The sequence below is a fragment of the Hymenobacter roseosalivarius DSM 11622 genome, assembly GCF_900176135.1.
GTDB classification, from domain to species: Bacteria; Bacteroidota; Bacteroidia; order Cytophagales; family Hymenobacteraceae; genus Hymenobacter; species Hymenobacter roseosalivarius.
This window is the reverse complement of the sequence record NZ_FWWW01000103.1, coordinates 1-13,274: the sequence shown is the minus strand read 5'-3', so window position 1 is coordinate 13,274 and position 13,274 is coordinate 1. Positions and strand designations below refer to the sequence as shown.

General features: G+C 59.4%; 11 protein-coding genes. 3 read left to right on the top strand and 8 right to left on the bottom strand.

Annotated elements, in window-relative coordinates; translation table 11 throughout:
* Positions 1-10: 10 nt before the first annotated feature.
* From B9A24_RS20110 to pseB, 6 genes are all read right to left on the bottom strand, one after another.
* Positions 11-1,303, bottom strand: a complete 1,293-nt coding sequence (locus B9A24_RS20110; RefSeq protein WP_234997562.1) for a hypothetical protein — start codon at positions 1,301-1,303, stop codon at positions 11-13.
* Between the two features lie 7 nt (positions 1,304-1,310).
* Positions 1,311-2,345: a pseudaminic acid synthase gene (gene pseI, locus B9A24_RS20105; protein ID WP_084447816.1), complete on the bottom strand. Its 1,035-nt coding sequence runs from the start codon at positions 2,343-2,345 to the stop codon at positions 1,311-1,313.
* A 180-nt stretch (positions 2,346-2,525) separates the two neighbouring features.
* Positions 2,526-4,016: a UDP-2,4-diacetamido-2,4,6-trideoxy-beta-L-altropyranose hydrolase gene (gene pseG, locus B9A24_RS20100; protein ID WP_084447815.1), complete on the bottom strand. Its 1,491-nt coding sequence runs from the start codon at positions 4,014-4,016 to the stop codon at positions 2,526-2,528.
* Positions 4,016-4,756, bottom strand: a complete 741-nt coding sequence (locus B9A24_RS20095) for a cytidylyltransferase domain-containing protein (protein WP_084447814.1) — start codon at positions 4,754-4,756, stop codon at positions 4,016-4,018. Before B9A24_RS20095 ends, pseG begins: the two co-directional genes overlap by 1 nt.
* Positions 4,757-4,825: 69 nt before the next feature.
* Complete coding sequence (gene pseC, locus B9A24_RS20090; RefSeq protein WP_084447813.1) at positions 4,826-6,007, bottom strand: UDP-4-amino-4,6-dideoxy-N-acetyl-beta-L-altrosamine transaminase; 1,182 nt, start codon at positions 6,005-6,007, stop codon at positions 4,826-4,828.
* 122 nt (positions 6,008-6,129) lie between these two features.
* Entirely contained in the window at positions 6,130-7,149 is a 1,020-nt protein-coding gene (gene pseB, locus B9A24_RS20085) for a UDP-N-acetylglucosamine 4,6-dehydratase (inverting) (RefSeq protein ID WP_084447812.1), read from the bottom strand.
* Between the two features lie 174 nt (positions 7,150-7,323).
* Between pseB and B9A24_RS20080 the strand changes: the two genes are divergently transcribed.
* A complete protein-coding gene (locus B9A24_RS20080; RefSeq protein WP_084447811.1) occupies positions 7,324-9,249 on the top strand; it encodes a hypothetical protein in 1,926 nt (641 codons plus the stop codon).
* Between the two features lie 9 nt (positions 9,250-9,258).
* On the opposite strand, the gene B9A24_RS20075 is transcribed toward B9A24_RS20080, so the two are convergent.
* Positions 9,259-10,566 (bottom strand): glycosyltransferase family 4 protein, encoded by a 1,308-nt coding sequence (locus B9A24_RS20075; protein ID WP_234997559.1) that lies wholly within the window; start codon positions 10,564-10,566, stop codon positions 9,259-9,261.
* Between the two features lie 101 nt (positions 10,567-10,667).
* On the opposite strand from B9A24_RS20075, the gene B9A24_RS20070 reads away from it, so the two are divergent.
* Complete coding sequence (locus tag B9A24_RS20070) at positions 10,668-11,141, top strand: DUF16 domain-containing protein (RefSeq protein WP_084447810.1); 474 nt, start codon at positions 10,668-10,670, stop codon at positions 11,139-11,141.
* 55 nt (positions 11,142-11,196) lie between these two features.
* Positions 11,197-12,546 carry a signal recognition particle protein gene (gene ffh / locus B9A24_RS20065; RefSeq protein WP_084447809.1) on the top strand — a complete coding sequence of 450 codons (1,350 nt, stop codon included), beginning with the start codon at positions 11,197-11,199 and terminating at the stop codon, positions 12,544-12,546.
* A gap of 57 nt (positions 12,547-12,603) precedes the next feature.
* Here the strand turns inward: ffh and B9A24_RS20060 are convergent, their stop codons facing one another.
* A complete protein-coding gene (locus B9A24_RS20060; protein WP_084447808.1) occupies positions 12,604-13,080 on the bottom strand; it encodes a nucleoside deaminase in 477 nt (158 codons plus the stop codon).
* Positions 13,081-13,274 lie beyond the last annotated feature (194 nt).

Sequence of the window (13,274 nt, the reverse complement as noted above, 5' to 3'; positions counted from 1 at the left end):
AAGCTAAAGCTTATCCTTCATTTCGCAGCCACTCCCGCAGCTGCCTCACCACCCGCGTCTGGCTGTGGCCTTCGTCGGGGGTGCCCAGCGTGGCGTTGTAGTAGGCAGCGCGTCGGTAGAGGTCGGTCAGCTTATACCGCTGGCTTTTACGCAGTAGCGCCGCCAATTCCGGCAGGTTGGCCGCTCGCTCTACCAATCCACGCGCTACGTAGCCGTAATAATCATCAGCAACTGTATGAGTACCAAAGCGATAGTAAATGCTCGCCAGATTGAGCAGCGTAGCTTCGAGGTGGGTGGAGGTGTCGGCGGCAATCAGGGCATCCTGTTGCTGTAAAAACTCAAATACATTCTCCCGGCGCGCATCCGAAAACCGTAGGTGCGAGTGCTGCCGCAGAAAGCTGAAGTCGCGGGTATCACCGGGGTGGGCGCGGAAAGTGAATGTGAGGGCAGGAAACTGCTGCACTACGTAGGCAACAGCTGTTCGGATAGCACCCGTGTCGTCCAGCAAATTGGCCGCAATGCCCACCCGCCGCACGGCGGGCTCGGTGTTGCGCTGGCTCAGAAAAGCGTCGGCTTTGGGCATTCCGATCAGTTCCACGCGGCCCCGGATGGGGCCGCACTGCCGGTATTTATCCAGTGCGTCCTGACCTTCCAGCAGGTTCAAATCAAAGCCTAGGGGCGGAAAATAGGTGCTCACGCTGGCGTGCTGCACATAAGCCGTGGGTACGCCGTGGGCGCGGGCCGCCAGCAGCAGAGCGCGGGCGTCGTCGTTGTGGTCGTTGGCAAAAATGATGGCGCGGGGCTTATAATGACGCAGCGCCTGCCCGTACACTTCGTAGTAGCCGATGGCGTTGAATATCAAGTCGAAAAAGCGCAGGGCGCGGCCTCCTTCCGTGCGCCACAGCCCGGCCAGCACCAGCGGAAACTGCCAGTAATACAGCAGCTTGCGCCGCAGCGAAAGTCGGTTTACGGCCGCGTTATAGCGCCCAATCTGTTTGCTTTGACCAGCCACGAATACGCTGCCTAGTAGCTCCTGCCGGATGAAATCGAGCGCTTCGTAGTTGTTCTGACTGACCACATACAGCCAAATTGCCCCCCGGAGCTGTTCCGCGTTGCGCACGGGCCGCAGCAGGTTGCCTGCCAGCCGCAGACCCGCGTAGCCCAGCACTTTCGCCAAGCGCTTCAGCGGATTGTGCGGCGAAATGCCCCCCAGCATCCGGGGTGGAAGCTGGGCGAATAAATCGGTGAAGCGCAGTTGCAGAATGTCGCGGGTGCGGGCAACGAGCTGGGCCAGGTAGGGCATGATGCGACTACAAAGCTTCCCAGGTAAGCGGCGTGCCGGCCCGCAGCTCCTGGCGGGCGGGCTTACCCAACAGCTGGTCAAAGTAGCGGGGCGGCAGGCCGTCGCCGGGACGCACTACTCGCAGGTTTTCTTTGGTAAACACCTCGCCTGCCCGAATATCCTGGGCCACGTAGAGGGAGCGCTTGTACAAGCGGCTTTTTTCCTCAGCCCGCTGCACTCCATATTGTATATGCCCTAAGGCCTGCCAGGCGCGCTCCGTTTCGATAACCAGAGCGGCAACTTCCTCCGGCTCCAGCGAGAAAGCCGAATCGACGCCGCCATCGGTGCGACGCAGCGTTACGTGCTTTTCAATGACGCAGGCCCCCAGCGCTACGGCCGCCACGGCCGCGCCCACGCCCATGGTATGGTCGGAGAGGCCCACGGGGCAAGCCGGGAAAAGCTGGGCCAGATGCGGTATCGTGCGCAGGTTGGTGTTCTGGGGCGTGGCGGGGTAAGTGCTGGTGCATTTGAGCAGAATCAGCTCCCGGCAGCCGGCTTCGCGAAGCACGTCTACGGCCTCCGCTACTTCGGCCAGGGTGCTCGCGCCGGTGCTCATAATCACGGGTTTGCCGGTGGCGGCCACGCGCCGCAGCAGGGGCCAATCGGTATTCTCAAAAGAAGCAATCTTGTAGGCGGGCACGTCGAGCGTTTCCAGAAAATCCACGGCTGTCTCATCAAAAGGCGAGCTGAAGGCCAGCATACCGAGCGATTTGGCCCGCTCAAATAACGGCTGGTGCCACTCCCAGGGCGTATAGGCCTCCTGATACAGCTCGTGCAATTCCCGCCCGTACCACAGCGAGCTGGGGTCGTCGATGCGGTAGGCACCGGGCAAGGTCATGGTGTCGGCGGTATAGGTCTGGAGCTTGATGGCGTGCGCCCCGGCCGCCGCTACAGCATCAATAATCGCAAAAGCGCGCTCCAGCGACTGATTATGGTTGCCACTAAGCTCAGCAATAATGAGAGGCGGATAGTCGGGGCCGATAGGGCGGGAACCGATATGCATAGTTTCAAGGAGTTTGGGCAAGCTGGTTTTTAATTCGGCACGGTGGTACTACGACTCCAAAGTCGTAGTACCACTATCGTTGCTGATGCCTGCAATTATTAAAAAAAGCCCCCCAGCCATCTCGTTCAACGATAGTGGTACTACGACTCCAAAGTCGTAGTACCACCGCGCCCGATACGGTTATAGCCGCCACGCAAAGGTAACTGAATCAGGCTCGCCTGATAATGGGGTAGGTAACAGCGTATAGCCAGCGCGCTCGAATGCCCGCAATGAAGCCTGGTTACGCAGCTGCACATGCCCGACTATGCGGCGCAGCTGAGGAAATGCCCGTGCCAGATGCGCTGTGCCCAGGGCCAGCAGCAAAGCCGCCCAGCCGCGCGCCCGATACCCAGGATCGAGCAGGTAGCTCAGCGTGGCCTCATCGTGTGAGATATTAAAGCGAATAAGCCCAACGGGCGCGCCGGCAGCCTCCTCTTCGGCCATGAGCAGCAAGGCATAGGGATCAGCAAGACGGGCATTTAGCCACCGCTCATGCAACTCGGCGGGTACGGGCTGGGGGTTGAAGGAAGCCTGTCGGACGGTGGGCTCATTCGTCCAGGCCAGGAGCTGCGCGGAATCGGAAGGGGTAACCGGGCGTAGTTGGAAAGGTGCATTAGGTAAGCGCAAGACCGCGAAAGCCTGGCGTAGACGCGTAGGAGCGTGGCCGTCGAAATACAGCTTCTGGGCTGTTCGCAGCTGCTCCGCGATGCGCGGCACCTCGGGCGAAGTCAATACATTGGGGGCGCTGGGATACGGCAGCGCCATGCCGGCCGACCGCAAAAACTCGTGCAGATCACGCTGATTGGCAGCTGTGGGCAACAGGAAAAGCAAGCCGCCCCCACTCGCGCAATACTCGTAGCTGATGGTGCTGGGCGAGCAAACCGCCGCCCCGCAGCGCTGCATAAGCCCAGCCAGGTCGCTGGGGGGCAAATTTCGATGCAGCGTAACTCGCGCTTCGTGTTCGGCCCACTGGCTCAACGATTCCCAACCGGTGTAAGCGCTGCCTACTACTACCTGCACTTGCTCAACGACGGGCAGCGTGAGCAGGGCGGCAGCTACGCGTTGGGTCTGGTGCGTAGGGTCGGCCCCGCCGAGGCAAACCAAAACGGATGAGGGCGAAGCAGCGGCAAGCGCGGTGGCGTCGGCGCGAAAAGCGGTCCGCAGGGGCGCGTACGCTGGCCCGCTCAGGAGTTTAGCCCCAACTTGCCGTAAGTCGTAATTAGCCCCGGAAATGCCCCCCGCGGGGTTTAGTACTAAGTCGGCGGCAAAAGGGAAGGCGTGCAAATCATCCAGGCAAACCAACCTGGCCACGTACGGGCGCACCGCTGCCTGATAACTGAACTCGAAGCCGTACCCATCAAGCACGAGTATATCATGTGGGCGCAATACGTGCTGTGCCAGCCAGGCCGGCTCGCCGCCCGCGGGCTGGGGGGGCATTTCTATAACTTCCGAACAGGACTCGCCAAGCTGGCCAAGGAGCGCAGCGGCGGGCTCCTGAATAACGAATACACACCCAAACTGGTCATGCAGTATATCAGCCAAAGCCAGCAGACGCATCACATGGCCCAGCCCAATGCGCGGATTGCCATCGGCCCGGAGCACGAGGCGGGGCGGGGTGGGAGTAGCAGGCATCAGGTCTTCTTTTGTTCGATATGAGCGTTCAGCGCTACTAATTCCGGATGCTGGTCCAATAGTGCAATGAGTTCATCGGAAGTCAACGCGGCGGCCTGGTGATGCTCAATGAGAAGTTTTAGCAGCCGGAAGTCGTCGGGGGTATCCACCGTCAGGCGGTACTGGCTACGGTCGGGAGAGCGGGTAACGTGCTGGAAACGAACCTGGCCCGAGCGGTTCTGGTGGATATAGGGCGTCACATGCTCACGGTCGCTGGGTAAGGAAGCCTGCTGGAACGCCTCGTCTAACAACTGCCGGGAGAAAATCTCGAAGTCGAGACCCCGGGGAAAAGTGCGCCGCAATACATTGGAGAGGTAGAGGCGGGGATCTTCCTGGCGCACATAGTCCTGCACGCCCCGCGCGATGAGCTGCCCATCCAGTAGGGGGCAATCCGAGGTAACGCGCACGATAATGTCCAGCTGATTTTCAACCGCGCATTGGTAATAGCGTCCCAACACATCCTGCTCATCACCCCGGGTGCAGGGTAAGTGCTGCTGCTGCGCGGCAAACTCCGCCAACGGGTCGTCGGTAGCATTCGTAGTAATTGCCAGATAAATCGGCAGCCCGCTCTCCCGCAGCCGGGCCATATGAACCTGCAGCAGCGGCTGGCCGGCCACGGGCAGCAGTACCTTGCCCGGCAGGCGCGTGCTGGTCATACGAGCCTGGGAGATGATGCCGATTTTAGGCGAATGGAGAGGCATTAGTTGGAATATTTTAATCTGAATATCAGATAGTTATATTCTATCTATTAATCTTCAGGTCTACTATGGCTAACCCTGCACAAACTCCCGCACGCAGTCTATCACGTACTGCTGCTCCTCATCCGTCAGATCCGGAAACATGGGCAGGCTGAGGCAGTGGGCGTAATAAGCCTCAGCCCGCGGGAGGGAGCCGGTTTTCCAGCCTAGCTCCTGATAATATGGCATCGTATGCACCGGAATGTAGTGGACCTGGGCAAAAATCTGCCGCTCCCGCAGGAAGTCGTACAGGCCTTTGCGGTCTTCTACCTGAATAACATACAGATGATACGCGTGGCCTGCGGCCCCGGCCAACGGGCGCACGGTGGGCATCTCGGCGAAGGCCGCGTCGTAGCTGGCGGCGAGCTGGCGGCGGCGCGCCAGGCCCGCGTCGGCGCGGCGCAGCTGGCTGATACCCAAGGCCGTAAGCATATCGGGCATCCGGTAGTTGTAGCCCAGGGTTTGCATCTCGTAGTACCAGCCGCCGGGGTTTTGGCGCAGCAGGTCGGGATTTTTGGTGATGCCGTGGGTACGCAGCAGCAACAGCTTTTCGTAGAGGTCGGGGCGGTTGGTAGTGATCATGCCGCCCTCGCCGGTGGCAATGTGCTTGACGGGATGAAAGCTGAAGATGGCCAGATCGGCAAAGTGCCCGCTGCCGCACCGCTGCTCATTGCCCTCCGAATCGACAAAAAAGCCCCCCGGCGCGTGGCAGGCGTCTTCAATGATCCACAGGCCAAACTCATCTACCAGCCGGCGTGCTTCTTCCATATTCACCGGCAGGCCCGCGAAATCCACGGGAATCAGGCCGTGAAAATGCCCTCTGGGGTGACTTTCGAGCAAATGCCGCACCTGCCGCAAATCGATGAGCGCGGTAGTGGGGTCAATATCAGCGAAATGCACCTCGCCGCCGGCGTAGAGCACGCAGTTGGCAGAGGCGGCGAAGGTGATGGGCGTGGTAATCACGCGCTGGCCGGGCGCTACGCCCAGGGCCAGCGCACACAGGTGCAAAGCCGCCGTACCGTTGCTCACCGCCACGGCATACGTAGCTCCTAAGTAGGCCGCAAACTTCTCTTCAAACTCGGCCACTTTCGGCCCCTGGGTCAGGAAATCGGACTGGAGCGTGTCAGTGACGGCTTTTACGTCTTCCTCAGTGATGTGCTGGCGGCCGTAGGGAAGGGGGCGGGTGGGGTGGAAGGTAGCGGGGGCGTTGGTCATAGCGGAGTAAAGATACGCAGGTCTGCTGCTTGGGGAAAGAATGGCAGCCGGCTACCATTGATAACAAAAAACGCCACTCTTATGACGGAGCAGCGTTTAACGACAAGCAGTATGGCCTATTTCTAGGCCACAAACCCCGCATCGACGTGCAGGCGGATTTCCTCCCGAATCTGCTCGGCGTTCAGCCAGTGGTCGTTGTTGGCCGAGTCGTAGTAGAAACCATCCGGCACGCGGCGGCCTTTAAAGTGACGAATGAATTCCTCCACGTCCCACTGCGGCGTGTAGGGCAGAATGACGTAGTACCGATCTAATTCCACCGTGCTCAGCGCGTCGGTTTCGGTGATCATGGCCTCGTGCAGCTTCTCGCCGGGCCGGATACCGACTACCTCGTGCCGGCAGTTGGGACCGATAGCCTGCGCCACCTCCGTGATTTTATAGCTCGGGATTTTGGGTACGAAAATCTCGCCGCCCCAGGAGTTTTCCAGGGCGTAGAGCACCAGGTCTACGCCACCCTCCAGCGAGATGTTGAAGCGCGTCATGTCGGGGTGGGTTATGGGCAGGACTCCAGTTTCCCGCTGTTGCAGGAAAAACGGCACCACGGAGCCCCTGGAGCCGATAACGTTGCCGTAGCGCACCACCGAGAAGCGCAAATCGCGCTTGCCCTTCATATTATTGGCCGCCACAAACAGCTTATCGGAGCAAAGCTTGGTAGCGCCGTACAGGTTGATAGGCGCGGCGGCCTTGTCTGTACTGAGGGCTACTACTTCCTTTACGCCGCAGTCGAGGGCGGCATTAATCACGTTCTCGGCCCCGAAGATGTTGGTCTTGATGCACTCCATGGGATTATACTCGGCGGCGGGCACCTGCTTGAGGGCGGCGGCGTGCACCAGCACGTCGATGCCCTCGCAGGCCCGCTTGAGCCGCTCGCCGTCGCGCACATCGCCGATGAAATAGCGGATGGCCGGGTACTTGGAGTGCGGAAATATCTGCGACATCTCGTACTGCTTCAGCTCGTCGCGCGAATAGATCACTAGGCGCTTCACCTGCGGATATTTCTCGAATACCGTGCGCACGAACTGCTTGCCGAAGGAGCCGGTGCCGCCCGTAACCAGAATGGATTTGTTATTTAAATCGAGGGCCATAGAAAGACAAAGAAAGGCCAGCGGACCGGAAAAAGGCGCTGGGGGGCAAAAGTAGGCAATCCGCGCCGGGCTTGCGTACTTTTGCCGTGCTGACAGTTTTGCGCCTGTCATGCTGAGGTCACGAAGCATCTCTACCGGTTCGTGGCAGTAGTAGTAATTACCATTTGCGGTAGAATGCTTCGTGACCTCAGCATGACCACCCTTTCCGCCAAACCAACCACTTTATCATCCGAACCCATCAAGCTCATTATCTGGGATCTGGATGATACTTTTTGGCGCGGCACGCTCTCGGAAGGTGCTATCGAGGCTGTGGCCGATAACCTGGCTCTGGTGCGGGCCACGGCCGCGCGCGGTATCGTGCATACCATTGTTTCCAAAAACGACTTTGCCGCCGCGGAAGCCAAGCTGACCGAGTTGGGCATCCGCGACCTGTTTGTTTTTCCGCGAATAAGCTGGCAGCCCAAAGGCCCGATTATTAAAGAGCTGCTGGCCCAAATGCAGCTCCGATCCCCTAATGCCCTTTTTCTGGATGATAACCCGATTAACCGGGCCGAGGCGCAGTTCTACAACCCCCAGTTACAAGTCGCCGACCCGGCCGATTTGCCGCAGTTTGCCCCCCAGCTGCTGGCCAGCGGCAAGCCCGACCCCGGCCTGACGCGCCTGGAGCAATACAAGCTGCTCGAACGCCAGCAGCAGGCCCGCGCCACCTACCAGGATAACCGGGAGTTTCTGCGCGATTCGCAGGTGCGCATTGAGTTTCGGGAGGGCGAGGCGGCCGTGCTGCCCGATCTGGCCCGCATTGAGGAGCTGATCAACCGCTCCAACCAGCTCAACTTTACCAAGCAGCGCGTCGCCCAGGACGAATTGGCGGCCAGCTTCGCCGACCCCGCCCGGCGCTGGGGCACCGTGCGGGTGCGCGACCGGTTCGGCGATTATGGCCTGGTGGGCGTGTACTGTGTGGCTAAACAGGAAAATCGGCTGGAGCAGCTGGTTTTTTCCTGCCGCATCCTGCACCTGGGCGTCGAGCAGTTTACCTACGCCTGGCTGGATTTTCCAACGCTGGAAGTGCAGGGCGAAGTTGCTACCGAGTTGAATGGCAGGGACAAGCCTGATTGGATTACGCTGGAAGCGGCTGATTCCGAAGCGGCTTTGGCACCAGGGGGCGTCCACGCAACAGGTGGTAAGGGCAAGGCGGCCGGGGGGCAAATTTCAACTGAAAATGCCCCCCGGCTGCGGGTCTTACTCAAAGGCGGCTGCGACCTGGGCCAGCTAACCCCTTTTCTGCAGGCTTTTTCAATCGACGTAAAGGAAGAGTTCAACTATGTAAACGAGCACCAGATTCCGGTCCACGTCGAGCATACGGCTATGCTGCGCCTGACCCGCGAATTGCCCCCCAATGAGCAGCAGCGTCTGGCCCGCGCCCTGCCTTTTTTGGGGGAAGAAGCCTTTATGACTACCCTTTGGACAGCGGATTTTGATGCTCTCGTGTACAGCCCCTTGATGGACTACACCCAGGAGCTGTACCACGAAAAAGCGACGGGCCTGGACATTCCATTTGGTGGCTACCAGAACATCGTGGCCGCCGACCCCGCCGCGCAGGCGGCCAGATACGCGCAGCGCCGCTTTCGGGGGATGGATGAGGCGTTTCTGCGCGGGTTTAGGGCCACGTTTGAGTTTGGGGGGCAAATTTCGCCGGCTGATTTTCAAGCCAATCTGCGTTGGCTGCGAAGCCAGGTGCCGGCCGCCATTCCCATCTTCTTCCTCAATGGCGCGGAAATAGACGTGTCCGGCTCGGGGGAAACCGGGGCCGTCCAGCGCCACGCCCGCATGAATCAGGCCCTGGCCGAGTTCGTGGCTACGGCCGCCAACTGTTTCCTTATTGACGTCCGCGACTTTATTCGCACCCCCGCCGACGTCACCAACAACCTGCGCCACTACCAGCGCGCCCACTACCGCACCCTGGCCCAGCGCCTGGCCGGGGCCCTGGGCGAGTGGCACGGCCGCCAGCTGCCGCGCTCCGCCTGGAGCGACTGGCGGGCGCGAGTAGTCAGTCGCCTGCCCAGCAAGCTGCGCAACGCCTGGAAAAAGCTGAATAAATAGGGGCAGAACTTATTTTATCAGTTGAGCCAGCTTCTGCGTCAGCGCCCGGCGCGAGTACCGGGCGTGGTTGATGGCGGGCAAATCCAGGTTGGGGTTGACGCGCCAGGCGGCGAATAAGCTGTCCAGGTGGTCGAGCATGCCGCTGTAGGTGTCGTAGGGCAGGGCGCGGCCGGCCCCGCACTCTTCCAGCAGGTTGTCCGCGTCAGAACCCACGGGGCCGATGCAGATGATAGGCTTGTTAGAAGCCAGATACTCAAACACTTTGCCCGGCAGAATACCGAAGTTGTGCGCCACGTTGGGGATGGCCATCAGCAGGGCCGTGGAGCGCAGCAAATAGCTCACCGACTCATCGTGGGGCACGAAGGGCACGAATTCGGTGTGCTTGCCCAGGCCCACTTCCCGAATCTGCTCCTGCACCCCGGCCGACACGGTGCCCACGAAGCGCAGCCGGAGCGGCACGTCGGGGTGGCGGGTGGTGCAGGTGGCGCAGGCGGCCAGAAACAGCTCGATATGATAGGTTTCGGAGATGGTGCCGGTGTGCGTAATCATCAGACAGTCAGTGGGTGGCGCGCTGGGCTCCCGGAAGTCGCTTTCGTCGTAGCCGTTGGGCAGAACGTGAAATTTGTCGGCCGTCAGGCGCGGCGACTTGCCCAGAAACAGCCGCTTCGTGTCGGGGCTGGTCACCAGCACCTCGTCGGCCTGCTCCAGCACCTGCCGCTCGTACCAGGCGTCGAGCCAGCGGGCGGGCGGGGTGTGATGCAGCTCTTTATAATAATAAATGTCGGTCCAGGGGTCGCGCATATCGGCTATCCAGCGCAGGCCGTAGCGCTTTTTCAGCTCCAGACCGATCAGCTGGGTGGAGTGGGGCGGCGAGCTGGTCAGCACCGCGTCGAAGGTCAGGCCCTGGGCAAACAGCTCGGCGCACTGGCGCAATACGTGCTGATTCCAGCCCCGGCGCGGATCGGGAATGAACAAATTGCCCCGCACAAACTTGAAAATCCGCTGTTGCAAACTGCTTTTGCTCTCGTTGGCAAAGCCGCCGTGCGGAATCTGCCGGCGGCCGGTGAGCTTTTTATAGGAGTCGAATGGCTCGCTGGTACGCGTACGCAGCACTCGCACCCCCACCGGCACTTCCGCCGCCAACGACGCGTCGAGCACCGGATATGCTCCCTGTGCGGCGTCCACCGTAATCACGGTCGGCTCGACCCCGTAGGCCGGCAGATGCTTCACAAACTTGAGGCTCCGCTGCACGCCCGCCCCGCCCGAGGGCGGCCAGTAATAGGTAATGACGAGCAGGCGCAGGGGCTTGGGGGGCATTTTTGGGCAGTGTTGAAAAGGCGAAGGTACGCAGCCGTGGGCTTTCAGGGTTTTTTGGGTTAATTTTGGGAATTCCCTGCTTATTCAGGCCTCTCTAAATAATGGCTGATAATACCGACCTGCTGGCCCTCATGGGCGACCTGATCCGTGCCACCGACCGGCAAACGGCAGAAAACAAGCGCAATATTGATGAGCTACGCGGTGATATCGCACGGATAGACGAGAAATTTACCACTGCTATGACCAGCTTTGCGGCTGCCGTAGCCTCCGGTTTCGAGCGGGTTGATAAGAAGTTGGACGGTCTGAACGAGCGCGTGGATGGCCTGAACGAGCGGGTGGATGGTCTGAACGAGCGAGTGGACATCCTCACGGAGCGCGTGGATGTCCTCACGGAGCGGGTTGATGAAACCAATCGTCGCCTCAATACCGTCATCGAGCATACCGGCCACCTAACCGAAACCGTCGATGCCATCGACCGCCGCCTGCACCGTATTGAGCAGGATTTGCCCAATTACCTTGACGTGGTGCGCCGCCTCACTGTCCTCGAAACCATCGTGCTGCCCAAAGCTTCCTAGGCAACAGCAGTCAATACTCAGCTAAATCAAAGAAATCAGCAAAATCAGCGATTAAATGTTTGATAACCTCTCTACCAAGCTCGACAAGGCCTTCAAAACCCTGAAAGGTCAGGGCAGCATCACCGAAATCAACGTTGCGACCACCATCAAGGAAATCCGCCGGGCCTTGGTCGATGCCGACGTGAACTACAAGGTGGCCAAGGAAGTCACCGACAAAATAAAGGACGAGGCCATGGGCCGCGATGTGCTCACTGCCGTCTCGCCCGGTCAGCTCATGACCAAAATCGTGTATGACGAGCTGACTTTGCTCATGGGGGGGCAAAAAGAGGACGTGGTGCTCAAGGGCGACCCGGCCGTGATTCTGCTCTCGGGCTTGCAGGGCTCGGGCAAAACCACTTTCGCCGGTAAGCTGGCTACCTTCATCAAAAAGCAGAATCGCACCGTCCTGCTCGTGGCCTGCGACGTGTATCGCCCCGCCGCCATCGACCAGCTGAAGGTGCTGGGCGAGCAGGTAGGCGTGGAGGTGTACGCGGAGCCGGACAACAAAAATCCGGTTGAGATTTCGCAGAACGGCATTGCCTACGCCAAGAAAAACAACAAGAAAGTTGTCATCATCGACACCGCCGGCCGCCTGGCCGTGGATGAGCAGATGATGCGCGAAATTGAGCAGGTAAAAAAGGCCATTAACCCGTCCGAAACCTTGTTCGTGGTGGATTCCATGACGGGCCAGGACGCGGTAAACACGGCCAAAACCTTCAACGACCGTCTCAACTTCGATGGCGTGGTGCTCACCAAGCTCGACGGTGATTCGCGTGGTGGGGCGGCGCTTTCTATCCGGGCCGTAGTTGAGAAGCCCATCAAATTCATCTCGACGGGGGAGAAGATGGAGGCGCTGGACATGTTCTACCCCGACCGCATGGCCCAGCGCATCCTGGGCATGGGCGACGTGATTTCGCTGGTCGAGCGTGCGCAGCAGCAGTTCGACGAGGACGAGGCCAAGCGCATCAACCAGAAAATCCGCAAAAACCAGTTCAACTTCGACGATTTCCTCTCCCAGCTGGAGCAAATCAAGAAGATGGGCAACCTGAAGGATCTGGTCGGCATGATTCCGGGCATGAGCAAGGCCATCAAGGACGTAGACATCGACGACGACGCCTTCAAGCCTATCGAGTCGATCATCAAAAGCATGACGCCCAAGGAGCGCGCCCAGCCCGAGCTGTTGAACGGCTCGCGTCGTCGTCGTTTGGCCAAAGGCAGCGGCACGGATATTCAGCAGGTGAATAACCTGATGAAGCAGTTTGAGGACATGCGCAAAGTGATGCGTACCATGAACAAGATGAGCAGTACCAAAGGCGGTATGCAGCAAATGGCTAAGATGATGGGCATGCGTGGCGGCATGAAGTAGGCTGCCCTAACTATATACAAAAAGCCCCCGCAGTAATACGGGGGGCTTTTTTATGTTTTAATATTCAGTGCGCGCCTCATGTTCAGTCCACGCTTGAAATCCTTCGTGAGCCTCATCCCGAAGCAGCTCCCGCATCGGAATTTGGCGCTCTTCCAAAGGCTTATCAATTTCGTCGTAAATAAACTGGTCGTCGAAGCCGATAGCGGCGGCATCCTGCTTGGTGTTGCCGTAGAATACGCGCCGGGGGCGGGCCCAATAAATGGCCCCCAGGCACATAGGGCAGGGTTCGCAGCTAGTGTACAGGTCGCAATCCTGTAGCTGAAAGGTGCCCAGGGCTATACAAGCCTTACGGATGGCATCTACTTCGGCGTGGCAAGTGGGGTCGTTGGTGCTGGTTACCTGGTTGAAGCCGCGGGCGATGATCCGGCCGTCTTTCACGACGACGGCCCCAAATGGACCGCCGTAACCAGCCTGCATTTTTTCGACCGATAAGCGAATGGCTTCGCGCATGAACTCTTCGCGGGGAGCTTCCATAGCAATAAGTAGGAGAGAAGGAGAGAAACGTATATAAGAGGGGAGAAAAGCCCCCCGGCAATGAAGTTACAGTGTCGGAGGGAAATGAGGTGCGAAGGAAAGTAAAACGGCAAGTTGCTTTTGGGTATGCTGTTGATTACTTACGAAGAATTATAATAGTAGCTAAAAGCATAAGTCATAAAAAAGCCNCTACT

What these genes read in the sequence shown, in the direction of transcription:
- B9A24_RS20095 (WP_084447814.1), bottom strand. Translation starts at nt 4,756, where the DNA reads ATGCCTCTCCATTCGCCTAAAATCGGCATCATCTCCCAGGCTCGTATG.
- B9A24_RS20075 (WP_234997559.1), bottom strand. Translation starts at nt 10,566, where the DNA reads ATGCCCCCCAAGCCCCTGCGCCTGCTCGTCATTACCTATTACTGGCCG.
- B9A24_RS20080 (WP_084447811.1), top strand. Translation starts at nt 7,324, where the DNA reads ATGCTTCGTGACCTCAGCATGACCACCCTTTCCGCCAAACCAACCACT.
- ffh (WP_084447809.1), top strand. Translation starts at nt 11,197, where the DNA reads ATGTTTGATAACCTCTCTACCAAGCTCGACAAGGCCTTCAAAACCCTG.
- pseC (WP_084447813.1), bottom strand. Translation starts at nt 6,007, where the DNA reads ATGACCAACGCCCCCGCTACCTTCCACCCCACCCGCCCCCTTCCCTAC.
- pseI (WP_084447816.1), bottom strand. Translation starts at nt 2,345, where the DNA reads ATGCATATCGGTTCCCGCCCTATCGGCCCCGACTATCCGCCTCTCATT.
- pseB (WP_084447812.1), bottom strand. Translation starts at nt 7,149, where the DNA reads ATGGCCCTCGATTTAAATAACAAATCCATTCTGGTTACGGGCGGCACC.
- B9A24_RS20110 (WP_234997562.1), bottom strand. Translation starts at nt 1,303, where the DNA reads ATGCCCTACCTGGCCCAGCTCGTTGCCCGCACCCGCGACATTCTGCAA.
- pseG (WP_084447815.1), bottom strand. Translation starts at nt 4,016, where the DNA reads ATGCCTGCTACTCCCACCCCGCCCCGCCTCGTGCTCCGGGCCGATGGC.
- B9A24_RS20070 (WP_084447810.1), top strand. Translation starts at nt 10,668, where the DNA reads ATGGCTGATAATACCGACCTGCTGGCCCTCATGGGCGACCTGATCCGT.
- B9A24_RS20060 (WP_084447808.1), bottom strand. Translation starts at nt 13,080, where the DNA reads ATGGAAGCTCCCCGCGAAGAGTTCATGCGCGAAGCCATTCGCTTATCG.